This is a genomic window from Nakamurella sp. (assembly GCF_044224575.1).
Classification (GTDB): Bacteria; Actinomycetota; Actinomycetes; order Mycobacteriales; family Nakamurellaceae; genus Nakamurella.
In genome coordinates this window covers 1-17,892 of record NZ_JBGAKE010000041.1, presented here as the reverse complement: position 1 = coordinate 17,892, position 17,892 = coordinate 1, and the positions used below count along the sequence as shown (strand labels likewise).

Here is a 17,892-nt window from a genome sequence, read left to right as displayed (position 1 = left end):
CGTTCGAGCATCCGTCCCCCTTGACGTCACACCGGATCGATGCGCCACCAAGGCCCCCGCACGGACGCGCACCCGAGGGTCCCACCGAGGGCCGGGACGCGTCGCCACGCGATGGAGTGAAATTTCCGGTTCGTCCGTGTTCGGCGGGCCGACGACGCTCACCCGACGCCGAGCACCACCCCGGGTGGGTGGACCGGTTCCGCGCCCGGGTGCGGCGAATCGTGGGCGGGCGCCCACCCCGGCGCGAGCGGGAAACGGGCCACCCAGCGCGTGCGATCCGCGGTCACGGTCCCGCCACCGCCGGCCACGACGTCCGACAACTCGACCGGCACGGGTCGATGAGCGCCGAGATCGAATCGCAGGATCAGGTCGGCCCCGACCACGGTCAGGTCGACTGCGCCGATCCGTGGGGCGACGGTCACCGCCGTCACCACCGCCCGTTCGACGGTGATCGGGGCGGGGCTGCTGCTCGTCCTGGCCGGCGGCTGCGCAGGCGCCACGAGCGCGGCCGGCCCGTCCGACACCGCCGAGACAACGATCGCCGCTGTGGTGTCGTCCCCGGACCCGGCGGAATCCATAGCGGCCGCGGCCTCCTCGGCCCGTTCCGTCGAGCTGAGCTCGAGCGCCGCGGCGGCGGCCCGGCTGTCCGCCGAGCAGGAGACCGCCCGGTCGGCCGCCGAACAGGCGGCGGCCGAGGCGGCCCGAGTTGCCGCGGAGCAGACTGCGGCCGAGGCAGCTCGGGTCGCCGCGGAGCAGGCTGCGGCACAGCAGGCCGCCGAGCAGGCCGCGGCCGAGGCGGCCACCCGGGTCGCCGCGGAGCAGGCCGCGGCGCAGCAGGCCGCCGAACAGTCCGCGGCGCAACAAGCAGCCCAGGCCGAGCAGCAGGCGGCCGCCGCGTCCGGGGGGTCCGGAAACGGCTGCAAGATCAAGGGCAACATCAACAACAAGGGCGAGAAGATCTACCACGTCGACGGTAAGAGCCCGAGCTACGACGCCACGGTGATCGACGAATCGGCCGGCGAGCGCTGGTTCTGTACGGAGGCCGAGGCGCAGGCCGCCGGCTGGCGGGCCCCGAAAAACTCTCGCTGACCCATTCCCGATCCGTGGCGATCGGAAGGGGCGCCGGTGCTGCGGAGGTACGCAGCACCGGCGCCGGCACGGCCATGAGCCCGTCTTCCGGCCCACCAGCAGCCGCAGCCGGCAACGAGCGCCGGCCCACCGGTTGACCGCCCGGGCGCGGCTCAGCGCGACGCGTACAACGCCGCCTCGACGTCGGCGTAGGTCTGCCACGCTTCCTGCCGGGAGGCGAACGGCAGCGAGTTGGTGTAGATCGACGCGCACACCCCCGACGTCCGGTCGATGAAGAAGTGCGTATTGAACAGCCCCGCCCAGGCGCCGGTGCCGGCCCGGCGCCCGCCGGGGATGTCCGTGGTGTTCAACAGCAGGCCGAAGCCCCACTTGAAACCGGGCCCGAATTCGATGGTGTCGCTGATCGGCGGGTCGGCGGTGGGGATGACGGACGGCACGTCCAGCTCACCGATCTGGTTCGTGAACGCGGCGTCCACCGTCTCCGGTGCCAGGATGCGCACCCCGTCCAGCTCGCCGCCGCGCAGCAGCGCCCGCTCGAATCGGATGTAGTCCCGTGGCGTGGAGTACAGCCCGTGCCCGCCGGCCCACCAGTCCGGTTCCTGATTCAGGATCTCGCCCGCCGACACCCACCCGCCGTCCGCCCCCTTGACGTGCACCGTCACGCAATTGGCGGTGCGATCCGGGTCGAGCCGGAACATGGTGTCCGCCATGCCCAACGGGCCGGTCACCCCGTCCGCGATCAGCACGTCCAGGCCCGCCCCGCCGATCGCCTCGACCACCCGCCCCAGCCAGTCGGTGTTGATGCCGTAGTTGAACCGGACGCCGGGATCGGTCAGCATCGGCGCCTTGAACGCCTCGGCCGACCCGGGCACCACGTTGGGCACCCCGGTGACCTCCTCGAATTTCTTCAGGTCCTCGCTCCAGAACCAGTAGCCCAGGCCCGCGGTATGCGTGAGCAGCTGCCGGACCGTCGCCCGGGACGCCGGGGCGCGCAGCACCGGGGTGTCGCCGTCGAAGCCGGTCAGCACCTGGACATCGGCGAAGGCCGGGACGTAGCTGTCCACCGGGGCGTCCAGGTCCAATTGGCCGCGCTTCGCCGGCCACCCGCACCCCGGCGCCGCCCTCGTAGATGATCCCGTCGCGGTCCGCGGCGATGGCCGCGATGTGCGGCACCGCCCCCGAGCCGACCGCGTCGGCCAGCACCTTGTCGATCATGCTGCCGTCCATGCGTGACGTCATTGTCGAAACCTCCTGATGGGAAGGGCTGATGGAAGAGAAGAGTGGGAGTGCCTGGGGAATCAGCTACTTGATGAGGAAACTCGGATAGCCGGCGGCGGCCTCGTCGTCGCACTTGGCCCGGTAGGTGCCGACGCCGCCGGTGTAGGACAGCACCCGACGCGGTTTGCCCGGCACGTTCGACCCGAGGTACCAGCCGGAGGTCGTGGAGATCAGGTTGGCGCTGACCGTCTCCTCGTGATGGTCGACCCACGCCTGCTCGCCGTCGGCGGTGGGCTCGATGGTCGACCCGCCCTGGGCCCGGACGTGTGCGATGACGTCGCTGATCCACTCGGTCTGCTGTTGCAGGCAGGTGGCCATGTTGCACAGGGCCGCCGACGGGGCCAGCGGGATGGCGGTGGTCAGCAGGTTCGGATACCCGTGGACCTGCAGGCCCATCGTGCTGCGGATGTCGCGGCCCCAGTCGTCGGCCAGCCGGCGCCCGTCCCGGCCGCGGATGTCGATCCGGGTCAGTGATCCGGTGCCGGCGTCGAAACCGGTTGCCATGACGATGATGTCGAGTTCGTGCACGGTGCCGTCGGCCAGTTCGATGCCTTCCGGCACGATCCGGGTGATCGGGTTGTCCCGCACCCCGACCAGCTCGACGTTGTCGCGGTGGTAGACCTCCAGGTACCCCCGCTCGAGCGGCACCCGGTGGGTGCCGAAGCCGTACTCGGTGGGCACCAGGATGTCGATCAGCCGCGGGTCCTGCAGCCGCGCCCGCATCTTGTCCCGGACGAACTCCGAGATCTCCTCGCTGACCTGCGGATCGAAGAACATCTCGGCGAACCCGGCCAGCCACAGCTTGAGCGACCCGTCGGCGTAGATCTCCTCCAGGATCTCCCGCCGCCGCTCCGGCGTGCAGTCGGCCCAGGTGTGCACGAAGTCGTACTCGAACCCGGTGAAGGTGTGCGGCAGGGTCGCGCTCAGGTCGGCGAAACGCGCCTTGTAGGCGGCCTGTTCGGCCGGCCCGTAGGCCGGGCTCTTCATCGGCAGCACGTACTGCGGGGTGCGGGCGAACACCGTGAGGTGCTCGACCTGGTCGGCCACCGTCTGGATCACCTGGATGCCGGTGGCACCGACACCGACGACACCCACCCGCCTGCCGGCCACCGCCAGCCCGCCGGCCGGCCAGCGGGAGGTGTGCACGAGTTGCCCGCGGAACGTCTCCTGACCGTCGAAGACCTGGTCCATCGGGGCCGACAGCATGCCGGCGCAGCTGACGAAGAACTGCGCGTCGAACACCTGGCCGGAATCGGTGCTGATCGACCAGCGGTCCCGCTGCTCGTCGAAATGCGCGCTGGTGATGGTGGTGTCGAACAGGATGTCCTTGCGCAGGTCGAGCCGGTCGGCGATGTAGTGCATCCAGCGTTCGATCTCCGGCTGGCCGGGGAACTTCTCGCTCCAGTTCCACCCCCGGTACAGGTCCTCGTCGAACAGGTACTGGTAGATGTACGCCTCGCTGTCGAATCGCGCTCCTGGGTAACGATTCCAGAACCAGGTGCCGCCGACGTCGGACGCGCTGTCGATCGCCAGCACGCGCAGGCCCTGCGCGCGCAACTGGTGCAACTGATAGAGGCCCGCGACCCCGGCGCCGAGGATCACGGCATCGAGTTCGACGACAGCGCCGCCGCTCTCGGACTTGTCACGAGCGGAGGAGTCACGAGCGGCGGCGGCACGGTCACCCGCGCCGGGGGACTGTTGGACGGTGGACGTCATGGGTGCTGACCACGCTTTCGGGTATTCCGTCGGCCGGGCGGATCTCGGCCGGTGGGGGGCGGTCAGAGCGTGCGGACGCCGGCGGGTGGCCGGCACCACCCGGACAGGTAGTGGGCGCGGGGGGTGGGCCCGGCCCGGGTCTGCGTCCGCTCGGTGCCGCCCGGTGTCCGGCCGGCCCGGTGGCCGGTCGCTACCCGTTCGAGTGGTGGACCCGCCGTCACGCCGTCGAAGGATGGGTCGGCCACCATCCACCGACGAACAACGGAGTGAGTCGATGAGTACGTCCATGCGCGCCTTCATCATCGAAGAGGTCGGAAAGACCGCAGTCGTCGACAAGCCGATCCCGGAGCCCGGTCCCGAAGAGGCGATCGTGCGGACCACGGCTGCGCTGATCTGTACCTCCGACGTGCATACCGTCAAGGGCGCACTGCCGGTGCCCGGCGGCCGCACCCTGGGCCACGAGTCCGTCGGCGTGGTCCACCGGCTCGGCGCGGCCGTCACCGGGTTCACCGAGGGCCAGCGGGTGCTGGTCGGTGCGGTGACCCCCTGCTTCCGGTGCAGCTACTGCCAACGCGGCTTCACCAGCCAGTGCCGGGGAGCGTTGGGCGGCTACCAGTACACCACCCAGATCGACGGCAACATGGCCGAGTACTTCGTCGTCCCCGCCGCCTCGGCCAACCTCACCCCGATCCCGGACGACGTGCCCGACGCCACCGCCGTCTACGCCTGCGACATGCTCTCCACCGGCTTCATGGGCATCGAACACGCCTACCTGCAGTTCGGCGAGACCGTGGCGATCTTCGCGCAGGGCCCGGTCGGCCTGTCCGCGACCATCGGTGCGCACCTGATGGGCGCCGGGCAGGTGATCGCGGTGGAATCCCGCCCGGAGCGGCAGGCCTTGGCCCGGCAGTTCGGCGCCGATGTCATCGTCGACTTCACCGACGGCGACCCGGTCGAGCAGATCATGGACCTGACCGGCGGGGTCGGCGTCGACGCGGCGGTCGAGGCCTTCGGGTTCCCGCAGACCTTCGAGGCCTGCGTCAAGGTGACCAAGGCCGGCGGGCGGGTGTCCAACATCGGCTACCACGGCGAGAACCCTCACCCGCTGCAACTGCCGCTGGACGCTTTCGGGCTCGGCATGAACGACAAGGCGATCCACACCGGACTGTGCCCGGGCGGCAGCGAGCGGATGACCCGGTTGCTGCGGCTGTTGCAGTCCGGCCGGGTCGATCCGACCCCGATGACCACCCACACCTTCGGCTTCGATCAGATCGAGACCGCGTTCGAGCTGATGTCGAGCAAGCAGGACAACATCATCAAGCCGTTGATCACCTTCTGAACGCCGATCGGCGCGCCCGGCCCGGCGGCCGCCCCCTGGTCCGGTCCGGCCGCCGGTGGTTCACTACCCGAATGGGTAGTGGGCCGGGCGCGATGACGGCGAAGCTGGAGCCGCGACCTCGCCGTGGCGGTCGGCCGACCGTCGCCCTGCCCTCCGGTCGTGCCCGCCGGCGCCGGCGATCCTGGTGATCGCCGGCGCGGGCGTGGCCCACGGTGCGGTGGTCGCGGGCGGGCGCTCCGCGGGCAGCCAGCGGACGGGAGGCCGACGATGACGTCCACCGCGGACCGGACGATGCCGCCGGATGCCGCGACCCGGTTCCGGGCGCCCACCTACGTGCGCAACGTCATCGACCGGGAGCGGCTGCTGGCCGTGCTGGGGGAGGGCGGCGGCCGGCAGTTGGCGGTCATCCACGCACCGGCCGGCTACGGCAAGACCACCCTGGCCGTGCAGTGGCTCCGCACCCTGCAGGACGACGGCGCCGCCACCGCGTGGCTGGGCCTGCACCGGGATGACAACGATTCCTCCTGGTTCCTGCTGCACCTGCTCGAGGCGGTTCGCCGGGGCCTGCCGGCGGCCGACGAGGTGCTCGCCGATCTGCGGGAACTGCTGGAACAGAGCGCCGAGGACACCCAGGCCTACGTGCTGTCCACGCTGCTGGACCAGATCGCCCGGCACGAGGGCCGCGTCGTGCTGACCTTCGACGACTGGCACCTGATCGACGACCCGCAGGTGCACCGCGCGCTGGTCCACCTGCTGGATTTCGCGCCGGCCAACCTGTCGGTGGTGCTCACCGGCCGGACCCGGCCGCGCCTGCCGCTGAGCCGGTTCCGGGTCCGCGGCCAGCTCATCGAGATCGACGCCGACCGGCTGCGCTTCGATCTGCCCGAGACCCGCAGCTTCCTGGTCGACCTCAACGGCCTGCACCTGGACAGCGGCGATGTGCAACGGGTCTCGACCGGCACCGATGGCTGGGTGGCCGCCCTGCAACTGGTCTCGCTGTCCCTACGGGACTGCGCCGACCCGACCAGGTTGATCAGCGGGTTCTCCGGCCGGGACCATTCGATCGGCGAGTACCTGGCCGAGAACGTGCTCGACGCCCTGCCGCAGGACATCCTGGACTTCCTGCTCGCCACGTCGGTCTGCGACCGGTTGTGCGGGGAGCTCGCCGGGGCGCTGACCGGGCGTCAGGACGGCCAGGCGATGCTCGAGGAACTGGAACGCCGCGACCTTTTCCTGCGGCCGCTGGACGCCGAGCGTGAGTGGTTCCGCTACCACCACCTGTTCGCCGACTACCTGCGTCGCCGGCTCGTCCGTGACCACCCGGACCTGGGGCCGCGCCTGCATCGGCGGGCGGCCGGCTGGTTCGCCGCGCATGACCTGGTCTCCGAGGCGGTCACCCACGCGTTGGCCGCCGGTGACGTGGTCGGGGCCGTCGAGCTGGTCGAGCGGCACGCGATGGGCCTGGTCGAGCACAGCCGGATGGGCAGCCTGCTCGGCCTGATCAACCGGCTGCCCGCGGACGCGGTGGGGGAGCGGCCGGGCATGCTGATGGCGATCGCGTGGGCGAACTGCCTGCTGCAGCGGTCGGACGCGGCCCAGGCTGCGCTGGGCCACCTGCGCCGCGTGGTGCCGGCCGGACCGGCCCACGAGGCGGTGCACTGCGAGGCCGACGTGGTGCAGGCCTGCATCGACATCTACGGCGACCGCGTCGACCGGGCGGAAGGCCTGGTCGCCCGCAGTCTGGACCGGCCCGAGGCGTACCGGCCGTGGGTGGTCGGGGTCGGCGCGAACATCCAGTCGTTCTGCGACATCCACTCGATGCGGTTCCGGGCGGCCCGGGACCGTCAACGCTGGGCCCGCCGGTTCCATGACCGCACGGTCGGCCCGTTCGCCGGCGTCTACGGGCGGTGTTTCGACGGGATCGCCGCCGCCGCCGAGCTCGACCTGGACGTCGCCCGCGGCCACCTGGTCGATGCCGTCGAGTGGGCCCGCGCCTCGGCCGGTCGCCGATCGCACGCTGCGCAACTGGCCAGCGCCCTGCTCGGCGAGTTGCTCTACGAGAGCGGGGACATCGACGAGGCCGAGCGGCTGCTCCAGGAGAGCCGGGAGCTGGGCGCCGAGAGCGGGGTGGTCGAATTCATGATCGCCAGCTACGTCGTGCTGGCCCGGATCACGATGCACCGCGGCGCCGGTGCCGACGCCGCCGCGTTGCTGGCCGAAGGGGGCAAGGTCGCCACCCGGCTCGACCTGCCCCGGCTGGAGGCGGCCGTGGCGGCCGAACGCATTCGCATCCTGCTCGCCGGCCGGCACGTCGCGCAGGCGCGGCGGGTCGCCCAGGGCATGCCCGACGGTTCGGCGCATCCGGGCGGGATCGGGGCCACGATCGACCAGATCCGCACTGCCGCGTTGGCCGCGGTCCGGTCCGCCGAGGGCGATCATCACGGGGCGGTGGCCCTGCTCGAGCAGCTGATCGCCGAGCTGACCGGGCAGGGGCAGCAGCGAGCCGCCGTCACCGCATCGGTGCAGCTGGTGGTGGCGCTGGAGCGAGCGGCCCGGTGCCTGGCCGCCGAGCGGTTGCTCCTCGACCTGGTGACGCAGTCGCCGCCCGAACTGCTCCGCACGTTCGTCGACGGCGGGCCCGAGATCGGCGTGGTGGTCGGCCGGCTGACCGACCGGCCGGATGCCGCCGGGCTCGGTGCGGTGCCCGGCCTGGCCCGGCTGGCGGCCGCCGTCGCCGGCGGTGGAGCGCCCGACGGGCCGGCGGCGGGGCGGCTCACCGCCCGGGAACAGGCGATCCTGCGGATGGTCGACACCGGGCGCAGCAACCAGCAGATCGCGACCACGCTGAACGTCACCGTCAACACCGTCAAGTGGTACCTGAAGAACATCAACACCAAGCTCGGCGCCGCCAACCGGGGCCAGGCCACCTCGATCGCCCGCCGGGAGGGCTGGCTGAGCTGACCGGCCGGCCCTGACGCGCCGATCAGCCCGACCGCGCGACCAGCGTGCCCAACTGTCGCACCGCCGCGGACTCGGCATCGACGATCCCGGCGAGCTGCTCGCTCATCGCCCGGAGAATGCCGCCGACCTCATCCGGGGTCAGCGGGGGTGCGTCGGCGTGCTCGGCCCGCAACGCCCAGAGTTCCTCGGCGGCGGCCGCCCGGTCGGCGGCCGCGGCATCGCCCTCGGCGACCGACGCGGTGATCGCGGCCGTCAGCTCGCGCAACCGGGCGATGGCGGGAACGTCGTCGGGCAGTGCGGTGTCGGCGAGGGTGTGCCACCGGTCGGCGATCTCCCGCCAGCGCTGTGCCTCGCCGGCGAGCGCGGGTTCCTCGAGCACGGCCGCGGCGTCGGCCAACCCGTCGGCGAACAGCCCGCGCAGGTGGCCGCCGGTCATCCCGGCCGGCTCGACCGCCTCCCACACGCCGGCCAGCGCGCGGAGCAGGCCGCGGCGGTCGGCGAACACGGTGGGCCAGCCCTTCGCCGCCCGCGGGTCGACGAGCAGCTTCGACCACTTGCGCCAGGCCGGCAACGCGAACGAGGTCGACGTGCCGCCGAGCTGGTCGACGGTGGCGGCCAGGCCGGCGCGCACCGCGTCGCGCAGCCGGTCGGCCGGGACGGCCGTGTCGTGTGACCGGACGACCAGCATCGAGTTCCGGTAGCTACCGACCCGGGCCCGCGCCCGGTCGACATCGGCCACCGGCACCGTCAACGGGGCCAGCGTCCGGTCATCGATGTGCACCCGCCCGTTCGTCATGGCATACGCGACGACGGGGTGGCCGCCGTGGCCGTCGAGGAACGGTGGCAGGTGCCAGAAGCCGAGGTGGTAGCGGTCCGGCCAGACGATCGCCGGGTCCCCGGCGGTCAGGGTCGACGCCAACGCGCCGGCCGCGCGGGCGGTGCCCCCCGTCCGCGCCCACTCGACGTCCAGTCCCAGCCGGTCGGCCGTCGTGGCCAGTCGCCGGTCGAAGTACTGCCAGGAATGGGAGAAGCCGAGGACGACGATGCGGCTGTCGTCCCGTTCGAACTCCCAGAGGATGTACCCCGCCCCGAGGCCGCCGCCGACCACGAGCAGCAGGGCCTCGCTCAGCGGGCCCGTCGGTCCGCTGACGCGTTGGTGCGCCAGGACATTGGCCAGCGCCGCGGCGTCGGGATCGGTGCCCCCGCGCAGCGTCCACCCGGCGTCCACCACCGCCCCCGGACCGCCGGTGCGCAGGACGTGAGCGCGGGCGACGGAATAGCGCTCCCCGGTGCGGGCCATCCGCTCCCGGATGCGGACCTTGAGCTGCTTGGCGACCGTCATGATCGGACCCTCCCGGCTGCCTTCCATGGCCGACGGGTCCACGCACCGCGGGCCGCAGCAGCCAAGATCATTCCGGACATGATGGCCGAGCAGCGCCTCGAGGCTCCCGAAGTCCCCTTTGCCCCGCGGCGCCGGCTCGCGTGGAGAGCCGGTCTGGGGTTGGGCGTGAGGCCCGCCGGGGTTCAGCGTAACGGCCGGATCGGCCGCGGAGAAGGTGGACGATCGATCCACCCAGGCCGATTCGCCATCCGGTGGGGTGGATCCGGTGAACAGGGGTGGTGGCCCGGCGCCGGAAGGGTCACACTTCGTCGGACGGAGGGGGTCCGATGACCAGCGTGCAGCCGGCTCGACAGCGACGGATCGAGAAAGAACCGGCGCCGGCGGACCCGCGAGCCGCCGCGGCGCGCCCGGGCGCGGCGCCGACGGTGGCCGTGCCGGTTGCCGGTCTGATCGTCGGCGCCCGCCGCGACCCGGGAGTGAGCGGCGACCGCCCGGCCCCGACCGGGTCGGCGCACGCGCCGCGGCCGGCGGTGATCCGCCGGCTGCGGATCGTGGACATGGAGACCGGGGAAGAGCTGCACCCCCTGACGATTCAGGAACTCCTGGATTCGTTGCCGCCGCGCGTGACCCGGGCGCTCGGCCGGCTGCCGCGGCCCATCCTGGGCGGGCTCGCCCAGCTCGACCCGGAGGCGCAGCGCGCCCTGCTGGCCTGGCCACCGGACGCCCAACTGGCCATGATCGCCGGGCTGGCGGCGATGTTCGCCGGAGGCGGTGCGGACGAGCCGGCCGAGCCGGCGCCCGAGGGCCCGCCGGCGACGACCGCGCTGGTCGCGGTCGGCGGTCCGGGTCCGGCCGAACCACGGTTGCCCCCGGACCTCGTGGACTTCCTGCTGGGCCGGGGCGGACAGCCCGGCTGGTTCGGATCCATTCGCGTCCCGGCGCCCCGGGCGACCGCCCGCCGCCCGCTGCCCCTGCTGACCGGCGGCACCCCACCGGTCGGTCCGGCGGTCGGTCCGGCCCTGCCGGCCGAACGAATCGGCCGTCCGCCGGCGTCGGAACGCCAACTGCGGCAACAGAATCGGGAGGCATTCGGCAACCTGCTGGCGACCGGTTACGAGCGGCCGGCACCCTCGGGAACCCCGGTCACCGCGACGCCGGAAGTCGGCGCGTTCGCGGACCGGCACGTCGAGAACGTGGCCGAACGGCAGTGGCGATCGGACTCCGCGCAGGCCTACGGCGCCCAGGCGCAGGCGGCCGCGACCCTGACGCACCAGCAGCAAGTCACGGCCGCCCAGGCGACGGCCCTGTCGGACCGGCAGGCCTACGACGCGCTGCCGGCCAACGTCCGCAAGCGCAAGGCGACCGTCAAACCCAAGCCGGCGCCCCATATTCCGGCGCCGGATCTGAGAGCGGTGGACCGGCAGGCGCAGACGGAATGGCTGGCCGACCTGGCCGCGCTGCGGGGCCAGCAACTCGGCCGGGCGACGATCGACGGGCTCGTCACCGAGATCGGCGCAACGGACCTGCACGACGCGTTGGCTGCCAACGGTGCGGTGATGCTCGCCCGGCTCGCGAACGCGCTGACCCCGCAAGAGGTTTCCCTGCTGCTGGACGCCGCCCCGCAGGGCAAGGTGCCGACCGCGCTGACCGACGCGATGGCCAACGCCCTGCCCGGGGTGTTCGCCGCTGGCGGCACCCCGGACGAGATCCTCGGTGGAGTGTCCGCTCTCGGACCGCAGCTGGCCGTGCTGCTGCAACAACCGGCCGCGGACTGCGTCAGCCTGCTGCGGGTGTCCAAGCTCGGCCTGCTCAAGACCATGCTGGCCGGCGGTCAGGCCGCCAACCTGGTCGCGTTGATCAGCCGGCCCGCCGTCACGATCGCCATGGTGAACCAGCTCATGGTCGCGGTCGACGTGCCCGCCACCTTCGGCCTGATCTGCGGGGCGGGGGCCGCGAACGTTGAGGCGCTGCTCGGGGCCGGGTTGGCCCCGGCGACGCTGCAAGTGTGGTGCCGCCCGGTGGTGGTCACCGCCACCATCGCGCTACTGACCCATCCCGGCCTGGCGGCGTGCGTGCCGATCCTGACCAACCTGGCAGCCGCGCAGCCCGCGGTGACGCCGGTCCAGCTGATGGCGGCCCTCGCGGCCGGTGCGGCCCCGGCGACGGTAGTGGGTGCCGTCAGAGACGCGTCGGCGCTGCTGCAGACCGTTGCCCAGGCGTTGCAGTACTTCACCACCCACCCGGCCAGTTCGCTGGCCGCTTACCACACCAGTGTCGCCTCGCCGGCGTCCCGGGACGCGAGCCGGCGACCGGTCAGCCTCGGCACGGCCTTCGCGCCGTCCGGCGCCCCGTACACCGTCTGGCAACACCACGCCGTGCTGACCGCACCCATCCTGGGCATGCTGATCGCGGAGAACCACGCGGCTTTCAGTTACGGGAGCACCTTCAAGACCGAGACCGAATCATTTTCCGGTGGCGACACCGAGGAATACATGGTGGAAACCTGGGACCCGCCGGCGGCGCCGCACCTGCCCGGCGCGTGGGTGACCCGCTGGGTGCTGCACATTCACCGCAAGAAGGGGGAGAGCAAGGCGGCGGTGCCCATCGCCGCCCACCTCAAGCGCTACGAGCAGCGCAAGCTGAAGGACGCGGCGCGCATCCCGGTCGGATCCGGGTTGGCCGCCGAGGCCCGGCTGACGAACCCGACCTGACGTTGGCGCGGACCAGGCGCCCGCGAGCCGCCCGCGGCGCGACGTCGGGCTGATCAACTCGGCGCCGAATCGGGCATGTCGGGCGTGGATCGCCGAGTTGAACGGCGGTCGGAACCGCAGCGGCCGTCCCCTCAGGTTGAAACCGTATGCGGGCGGGCGAATCCGCGTCGGGCTGATCAACTCGGCAGCAATTCCGGCATTTCAGGCGCGGCTTGCCGAGATGATCAGCCCCGCACCACAATGAGGCCGCCGTAACGTTGTATTTCGGGCATATGGGTCGCCGATGGTTTCGACTGTTCAGCGTGGCGATCACGGGGTCCGGCCGGCGGGCGATCCGCTGCGGCTACCGTGGTCGGGCGATGGACATGATTCTGTTCGACCTCGACGGCACGATCACCGACTCCGCGCGCGGCATCGTCGACTGCTTCCGGCACGCCCTCGCGGCGGTCGGCGCGCCGCCGCCCGAGGACGAGGTTCTCCGGGGGGTGGTGGGCCCGCCGATCGTGCACACCTTCCGACGGCTGGGCCTGACCGAGGCGGACGTGCGCCGGGCCCGGGCCGCCTACCGGGAGCGGTACGACCGGCAGGGTTGGGCCGAGAATGCCGTCTACCCGGGCCTGCCCGAGTTGCTGCACCGGCTGGCCGGGTCCGGGGTCATCCTGGGCGTCGCGACGTCCAAGAACGAGCGGATGGCCAGGCATATCCTGCGGCACTTCGACATCGACGGGCCGTTCACCTTCATCGGCGGGGCGAGTGACGACGAGTCCCGCACGGAGAAGGCCGATGTCATCGCGCACACGCTGCAGGAGCTGGGCCGGACGCCGCAACCACCGGAGGTGGGTGGGACCCCGGGTGTCGTGCTGGTCGGGGACCGCAGACACGACGTGCTCGGCGCCGCCCGGTTCGGCATCCCGACCGTGCTGGTCACCTGGGGATACGGCACCCCCGACGAGCACCGCACCGCGCGCTGGACCGCGACCACCCCCGCCGAACTCGGCGACCTGTTGGACCGGCTGACGGCCGGCTCCACGGCCGCCTGAGTCGGTCCGGCCACCGCGCCGACGTGGGCTCAGCCGGCCGGCAGCGCCGACCGGAAGTCGTCCAGACGGACTGCGGACAGCGGCATGTCGGTCGGGTGCCGGCCCCGGTCGTCGAAGATGTCGACCGCTGCGTCGACGTCGCGGGACGGCACGCCCTGGGTGGACCAGCAGCCGACCCAGCCCATGACGACGTCGTCACCGACGACGGGCGCCACCCGGATGACCGGACCCGGCAGGCCGGACCCGCCGGCCGGGTCGACCACGGCGATCAGCCGGCCGCCGCGCGCCCACAACGACGACGTCTCGCCCGTTGTCGCCGCGCGACCGCCGGCCGCGAGATCGCCGTAGACCCAGAAGGAGCCGGGCGTCGCCAGCTCCGGTCCGGCTAGGGTCGACGCATCGGTGAGCGCAATCTCGCTGTACGGCACGGCGATCTCGCCGTCGGCCGACCGGACCGCGCCGGTGAAGCCGCCGGTGGCCAGCACCACCGAGGCGCCGTTCTGCACGGCCCGGGTCATCGAGTCGGCCAGCGTCTCGTTCGCGCAAATGCCGGCCGCTCCACCGCCGGCGGCGCCTCCGGCACCGCCGTCCGAGGCACCCCCGGTGGGAGCGCCAGGGGTTGCCGAGGCCAGCGCCCGGCCCGCGGCGTTGGGGTCACCGTCGACCGCGACCGGCGGTGGGACGGTCGCGCCCACCGCGACGGACGTGAGCGCGCACGACGTGACCCCGCACGGCTGCACCTCGGCGGAGGCGGACCAACCGGGGCCGGCCGCGGTCGTCGCGCACGCCGCCAACGACATGCCGGCGACCGCCACGGCCGCGCCGATCGACCACCACCGCCTCGAGTTTCTCTGCCGTCCCATCAGGGGAAGACGTCGCGACGACCCCGTTCGGTTGCACGGCACCCGCGGCCGACCGGGCCTACATCTCCAGCGCCTCGTACACGTCGACCGCGCCGCCGTCGGCGATGATCGGGCAGCTCTTGGCGAACCCGGTTGCCTCGTCCAGTGAGCCGGCCCGGACCACCGAATAGCCGGTCGCGCCGAGCGCCCCCGGCCGCCCGACGCCGTCACCGGACACCGACGCGGAGGCCCCGAACGGGTTGCCCACCTGCACCACCGCCTCACCCAGGGTGCCGAACCATTCGGTCCAGGCCTGCATGACGGCCTGCTGTTCCTCGGGGGTCTGTGCCATCGAGCCACCCGAGTAGATCAGCGCGAACGTACCCATCACCGCTCCTTGTTTCGCTCCGCCGGCCGCGCCGATCGCGACCGTGCACCCTCCAGACGGGCCACGGACGGCGGAATCGACAGCCGGGTCGAAACAGGTGAGATCCGGTGCCGAGCGGTTCGGTCCGGCTCGCCCGGGTACCTCATCGGGCGAGCGACCAAAGTGCACCGGACAACCGTGCGAGAGGACCAATCATGACCAAAGCAGACAACGATGTCGTCGGTGACGACGTGCGCAAGGTGGCCGAACTGGCCAAGGACATCCGGATCGGCATGCTGACCACGGTCGACGCGGACGGCACCTTCACCAGCCGGCCGATGGGCCAGCAGGAGGTCGAATTCGACGGCGACCTCTGGTATTTCGCGGAGCGCGAGTCCCGCAAGGTCCAGCAGATCGCCGCGAACCCGCACGTGGGCGTCACGCTCAGCTCGGGTTCGACCTGGATCTCGATCGACGGCACCGCCGAGATCGTCGATGACAAGGCCAAGAATCGCGAGCTGTGGAACGGGTGGGTCGAGGCCTGGTTGCCGCAGGGCCCGGAGGACCCGTCGGTCGTGCTGATCAAGGTCAACGGCGAATCGGCCGAGTACTGGGACACCCCGGGCGGCCGGATCGCGTCGGTGATCAGCCTGGTCAAGTCCAAGGTGACCGGCGAGCGGTACGACGGCGGGGAGAACGAGCGCGTCGAGCTCTGAGCGGCAGCCGCAGGTTCCACCGGCCGCCGCCGGCGACCGGTGGCACCATCCGTCAATCCGGCAGGCCCATCCGCTCCCGGCGGTACCGGGTGAGGGCCTGGCCCAGTGGTGCGGCGAGCCGGTCGGCGTCGGTCCCGTCCGCGTCGATGAGATAGTCGCGCCGGCCCGACGTCGGCACCCGCAGCGCGCCGTCCGGGGCCCGTTCGACGGGCGGCTCGAGCTGGCCGAAACCGAGGGTGAGCGCGCTCCACTGCGGGCGAAAACCGCCGGTGCTGTGCAGCAGGATGAGCCGGCGGTCGGTCACCACGGCGATGACCGACCCCGCCATCACCGTCTGATCGTCATCGGACTGCCGGACGGCCGTCACGGGGTGGCGGCCCACGACCGTCTCGTCCTCGTCGAGGCGTTGCGCGGTCGCGGCCCGCTCACCCTTGGCCGGCTTCGCCCGCCCGACGATGCGGTCCCAGCTGTCCATGCCCGTCGCGGTCACGGTGTCATCGTGCCTCGTCCGTGGTGGCCGGTCCCACGCCGACCAGGCCTACACGCCTCGCTTTGACCGGTGGGCTGATCAGTCGAGACCAACATGCGACCGATATGCCCGAACTGGACCTTTCGTCAGGCGGGCCCGCGGGTGCGCTGATCAAAGTCTCGAATTGACGCCCGATTTATCCGTATTAATGGGACTTTGATCAGCGGAGCAGGCCCGGGCGGCGCGAGGCCCCAGCCCTGCATGCTTTCAGCCTGAGGGGACGGACCCTTGCGGGGCCGACCGCCGCTCCGTCGAAACAATGGTCGACCCATCTGACCGAAATGCACGGTTGCTGGAGGCTCGCTTGAGTGCCGGGCTGATCAAGTCGGCAAGACGCGCCCGAGATGTCGGACTTGCTGCCGAGTTGATCAGCCTCACTTCTCGTAGAGCGCCGGCCCGGTAGAACCGACCGGGGTAGCGCGCCGGCCCGGGTAGCGCACCGGCGCGAGTCGGCGGACCGGCTCAGCTCACCGCCGCCCGGCGCGGCAGCTTCCAACCCGGCCGTCCCAGAACGGCCCGGCCGGCGTCACCTCGGTGACCACCTTGCCCGGCCACAGGCCGGAGGCGTTCACGTCGGCGATGGTGTCCTCGGCGACGCGCTTCTGCTCGTCGTCGAGGTAGAAGATCGCCGACCGGTAGCTCATCCCGACGTCGTTGCCCTGCCGGTTGCGGGTGGTCGGGTCGTGGATCTGGAAGAAGAACTCCAGCAGGTCCCGGTAGCTGGTGACGGTCGGGTCGAAGACGATCTCGACCGCCTCGGCGTGCGAACCGTGGTTGTAGTAGGTCGCGTTGGGGACCTCGCCGCCCGAGTAGCCGACCCGGGTGCTGAGCACACCGGGCTGCCGCCGGATCAGGTCCTGCATCCCCCAGAAACAGCCGCCCGCGAGGATGGCGGTCTGTGTCGAAGCCATGATGGCCCCTCTCGCTCGTGGTTGCGCACTTCGTTGCCACCGATCACAACACGGCGGCGGCGGGCCGGATTCCGCGTGTCAGCATTCCGTAAGGACTGGCCCTCCGGTGGCCGGACATCGATCCGTCGAACCGTGTCGGCCGGATTCGTCCCCGGTGTGGAGCGCGGCCACACGACCAAACCGTCCAGCGACATCGTGAAGTGCCACAGCACCTTGCCGGCCGCCGGCTGCGGCTGCGGGTCGCTCATCCCAACCTCCGTCGATCACGTGGCTGACCGGTCTGACGGACGGCGGGAGCGGAAGTCATCGATGTGGCCCGGCCGGCGAGGTGCGCGCCGGGCGTCCCTGCGCCGGGTCCGGTCGACCGTGCCCGCTGCCAGCGGCAGCCAACTCCCGGAGGAAATGGGTCGGCGTCAAACGTCTTCCGGGGGCCGACGCCGCGGGCTGGTGCCTGCGGCTACTGCCCCGGCGGGTGGCCGCCGGCCTGCTTCGCCTTGGCCTCCTTGGCCTTGCGCTGTTTCTCCGCCTGCGCGGCCCGCCACGCGGCGACCTCCTTCTGCCAGGCGACCAGCCGCTTGCCGCCCTCCTTCGGGTCGTACGCGCGGGCCCGGTCGATCGTCGGATCCAGCGAGGCCCGCAAGGAGTCGGCCAGCGACCCGGCCTCCGGGGCGCCTCCCTGACCGCCGCTGATCACGTGCTCGTGGTTGACCCCGGCCGCGGTCACCTCGACGAATCGGAACAGGTCGCGCACCCGGACGGCGGTCGGGTGCGCGCCGTCCGGGTCCCGCCACTTCGCCGGCACCGACGCCAGCGCGGATTCCAGGCGTTGCGCGGCGGCCTGGTACCGGGCCCAGTAGCTGCCACGGGTGGCGAAGTAGCCGCGGAACTTGGGCGACGCCGCGATCGCCGCCGGTGCGGCGGCGTCGCTCGTGGCCGACGTCGCCAGTCCCTGGATCAGGCCTTCGATCCAACCCGTCACCGACTCGATGCCCTCGGCGTCGAACAGCACGACAAGGTCGGAGGGCTGCATCGGCGCCTTGTCCTTGGCGGA

15 protein-coding genes and 1 pseudogene are annotated in these 17,892 nt (G+C 72.1%); 6 read left to right on the top strand and 10 right to left on the bottom strand.

Annotated features, from left to right (window positions below; all coding sequences use genetic code 11):
- Positions 1–158: 158 nt before the first annotated feature.
- On the bottom strand, positions 159–422 hold the full coding sequence (locus tag ACILSK_RS25030; RefSeq protein WP_395729909.1) for a hypothetical protein: 264 nt from the start codon (positions 420–422) through the stop codon (positions 159–161).
- Positions 423–447: 25 nt separating this feature from the next.
- Here ACILSK_RS25030 and ACILSK_RS25025 point away from each other — a divergent pair, with 25 nt between their 5' ends.
- Complete coding sequence (locus tag ACILSK_RS25025; protein WP_395729908.1) at positions 448–1,089, top strand: hypothetical protein; 642 nt, start codon at positions 448–450, stop codon at positions 1,087–1,089.
- Between the two features lie 152 nt (positions 1,090–1,241).
- Here the strand turns inward: ACILSK_RS25025 and ACILSK_RS25020 are convergent, their stop codons facing one another.
- Both ACILSK_RS25020 and ACILSK_RS25015 read right to left on the bottom strand, forming a co-directional pair.
- A complete protein-coding gene (locus ACILSK_RS25020) occupies positions 1,242–2,153 on the bottom strand; it encodes a serine hydrolase domain-containing protein (RefSeq protein WP_395729907.1) in 912 nt (303 codons plus the stop codon).
- Positions 2,154–2,391: 238 nt separating this feature from the next.
- Positions 2,392–4,083, bottom strand: a complete 1,692-nt coding sequence (locus ACILSK_RS25015) for a flavin-containing monooxygenase (protein ID WP_395729906.1) — start codon at positions 4,081–4,083, stop codon at positions 2,392–2,394.
- A 274-nt stretch (positions 4,084–4,357) separates the two neighbouring features.
- Here ACILSK_RS25015 and ACILSK_RS25010 point away from each other — a divergent pair, with 274 nt between their 5' ends.
- Both ACILSK_RS25010 and ACILSK_RS25005 read left to right on the top strand, forming a co-directional pair.
- The gene (locus tag ACILSK_RS25010; RefSeq protein WP_395729905.1) at positions 4,358–5,422 is read left to right on the top strand and encodes an NAD(P)-dependent alcohol dehydrogenase; all 1,065 of its coding nucleotides are present in this window, start codon (positions 4,358–4,360) and stop codon (positions 5,420–5,422) included.
- A 267-nt stretch (positions 5,423–5,689) separates the two neighbouring features.
- Complete coding sequence (locus tag ACILSK_RS25005; protein WP_395729904.1) at positions 5,690–8,383, top strand: LuxR C-terminal-related transcriptional regulator; 2,694 nt, start codon at positions 5,690–5,692, stop codon at positions 8,381–8,383.
- A gap of 22 nt (positions 8,384–8,405) precedes the next feature.
- On the opposite strand, the gene ACILSK_RS25000 is transcribed toward ACILSK_RS25005, so the two are convergent.
- Entirely contained in the window at positions 8,406–9,725 is a 1,320-nt protein-coding gene (locus ACILSK_RS25000) for a BtrH N-terminal domain-containing protein (RefSeq protein WP_395729903.1), read from the bottom strand.
- Positions 9,726–10,051: 326 nt separating this feature from the next.
- On the opposite strand from ACILSK_RS25000, the gene ACILSK_RS24995 reads away from it, so the two are divergent.
- Positions 10,052–12,436: a hypothetical protein gene (locus tag ACILSK_RS24995; RefSeq protein ID WP_395729902.1), complete on the top strand. Its 2,385-nt coding sequence runs from the start codon at positions 10,052–10,054 to the stop codon at positions 12,434–12,436.
- A 359-nt stretch (positions 12,437–12,795) separates the two neighbouring features.
- Positions 12,796–13,476 (top strand): HAD hydrolase-like protein, encoded by a 681-nt coding sequence (locus ACILSK_RS24990; protein ID WP_395729901.1) that lies wholly within the window; start codon positions 12,796–12,798, stop codon positions 13,474–13,476.
- Between the two features lie 29 nt (positions 13,477–13,505).
- Here the strand turns inward: ACILSK_RS24990 and ACILSK_RS24985 are convergent, their stop codons facing one another.
- Together ACILSK_RS24985 and ACILSK_RS24980 are read right to left on the bottom strand one after the other, a co-directional pair.
- Entirely contained in the window at positions 13,506–14,339 is an 834-nt protein-coding gene (locus ACILSK_RS24985; protein WP_395729900.1) for a hypothetical protein, read from the bottom strand.
- Positions 14,340–14,397: 58 nt separating this feature from the next.
- A complete protein-coding gene (locus tag ACILSK_RS24980) occupies positions 14,398–14,706 on the bottom strand; it encodes a hypothetical protein (RefSeq protein ID WP_395729899.1) in 309 nt (102 codons plus the stop codon).
- A 194-nt stretch (positions 14,707–14,900) separates the two neighbouring features.
- Here ACILSK_RS24980 and ACILSK_RS24975 point away from each other — a divergent pair, with 194 nt between their 5' ends.
- On the top strand, positions 14,901–15,401 hold the full coding sequence (locus ACILSK_RS24975; protein ID WP_395729898.1) for a pyridoxamine 5'-phosphate oxidase family protein: 501 nt from the start codon (positions 14,901–14,903) through the stop codon (positions 15,399–15,401).
- 52 nt (positions 15,402–15,453) lie between these two features.
- Here the strand turns inward: ACILSK_RS24975 and ACILSK_RS24970 are convergent, their stop codons facing one another.
- The 4 genes and pseudogenes from ACILSK_RS24970 to ACILSK_RS24955 all read right to left on the bottom strand — a co-directional run.
- On the bottom strand, positions 15,454–15,891 hold the full coding sequence (locus ACILSK_RS24970) for a hypothetical protein (protein WP_395729897.1): 438 nt from the start codon (positions 15,889–15,891) through the stop codon (positions 15,454–15,456).
- A gap of 506 nt (positions 15,892–16,397) precedes the next feature.
- Entirely contained in the window at positions 16,398–16,841 is a 444-nt protein-coding gene (msrA, locus tag ACILSK_RS24965) for a peptide-methionine (S)-S-oxide reductase MsrA (protein WP_395729896.1), read from the bottom strand.
- A gap of 164 nt (positions 16,842–17,005) precedes the next feature.
- Positions 17,006–17,089: pseudogene (locus ACILSK_RS24960) on the bottom strand (dihydrofolate reductase); the annotation flags it as partial.
- Positions 17,090–17,298: 209 nt separating this feature from the next.
- The coding region (locus tag ACILSK_RS24955; RefSeq protein ID WP_395729895.1) for a hypothetical protein at positions 17,299–17,892 on the bottom strand (594 nt) is incomplete at its 5' end.

Excerpts from the sequence above, each read along its gene's own strand:
- ACILSK_RS25005 (WP_395729904.1), top strand. The coding sequence starts at position 5,690 with ATGACGTCCACCGCGGACCGGACGATGCCGCCGGATGCCGCGACCCGG.
- ACILSK_RS25010 (WP_395729905.1), top strand. The coding sequence starts at position 4,358 with ATGAGTACGTCCATGCGCGCCTTCATCATCGAAGAGGTCGGAAAGACC.
- ACILSK_RS24995 (WP_395729902.1), top strand. The coding sequence starts at position 10,052 with ATGACCAGCGTGCAGCCGGCTCGACAGCGACGGATCGAGAAAGAACCG.
- ACILSK_RS24975 (WP_395729898.1), top strand. The coding sequence starts at position 14,901 with ATGACCAAAGCAGACAACGATGTCGTCGGTGACGACGTGCGCAAGGTG.
- msrA (WP_395729896.1), bottom strand. The coding sequence starts at position 16,841 with ATGGCTTCGACACAGACCGCCATCCTCGCGGGCGGCTGTTTCTGGGGG.
- ACILSK_RS24990 (WP_395729901.1), top strand. The coding sequence starts at position 12,796 with ATGGACATGATTCTGTTCGACCTCGACGGCACGATCACCGACTCCGCG.
- ACILSK_RS25015 (WP_395729906.1), bottom strand. The coding sequence starts at position 4,083 with ATGACGTCCACCGTCCAACAGTCCCCCGGCGCGGGTGACCGTGCCGCC.
- ACILSK_RS24985 (WP_395729900.1), bottom strand. The coding sequence starts at position 14,339 with ATGGGACGGCAGAGAAACTCGAGGCGGTGGTGGTCGATCGGCGCGGCC.
- ACILSK_RS25000 (WP_395729903.1), bottom strand. The coding sequence starts at position 9,725 with ATGACGGTCGCCAAGCAGCTCAAGGTCCGCATCCGGGAGCGGATGGCC.
- ACILSK_RS24980 (WP_395729899.1), bottom strand. The coding sequence starts at position 14,706 with ATGGGTACGTTCGCGCTGATCTACTCGGGTGGCTCGATGGCACAGACC.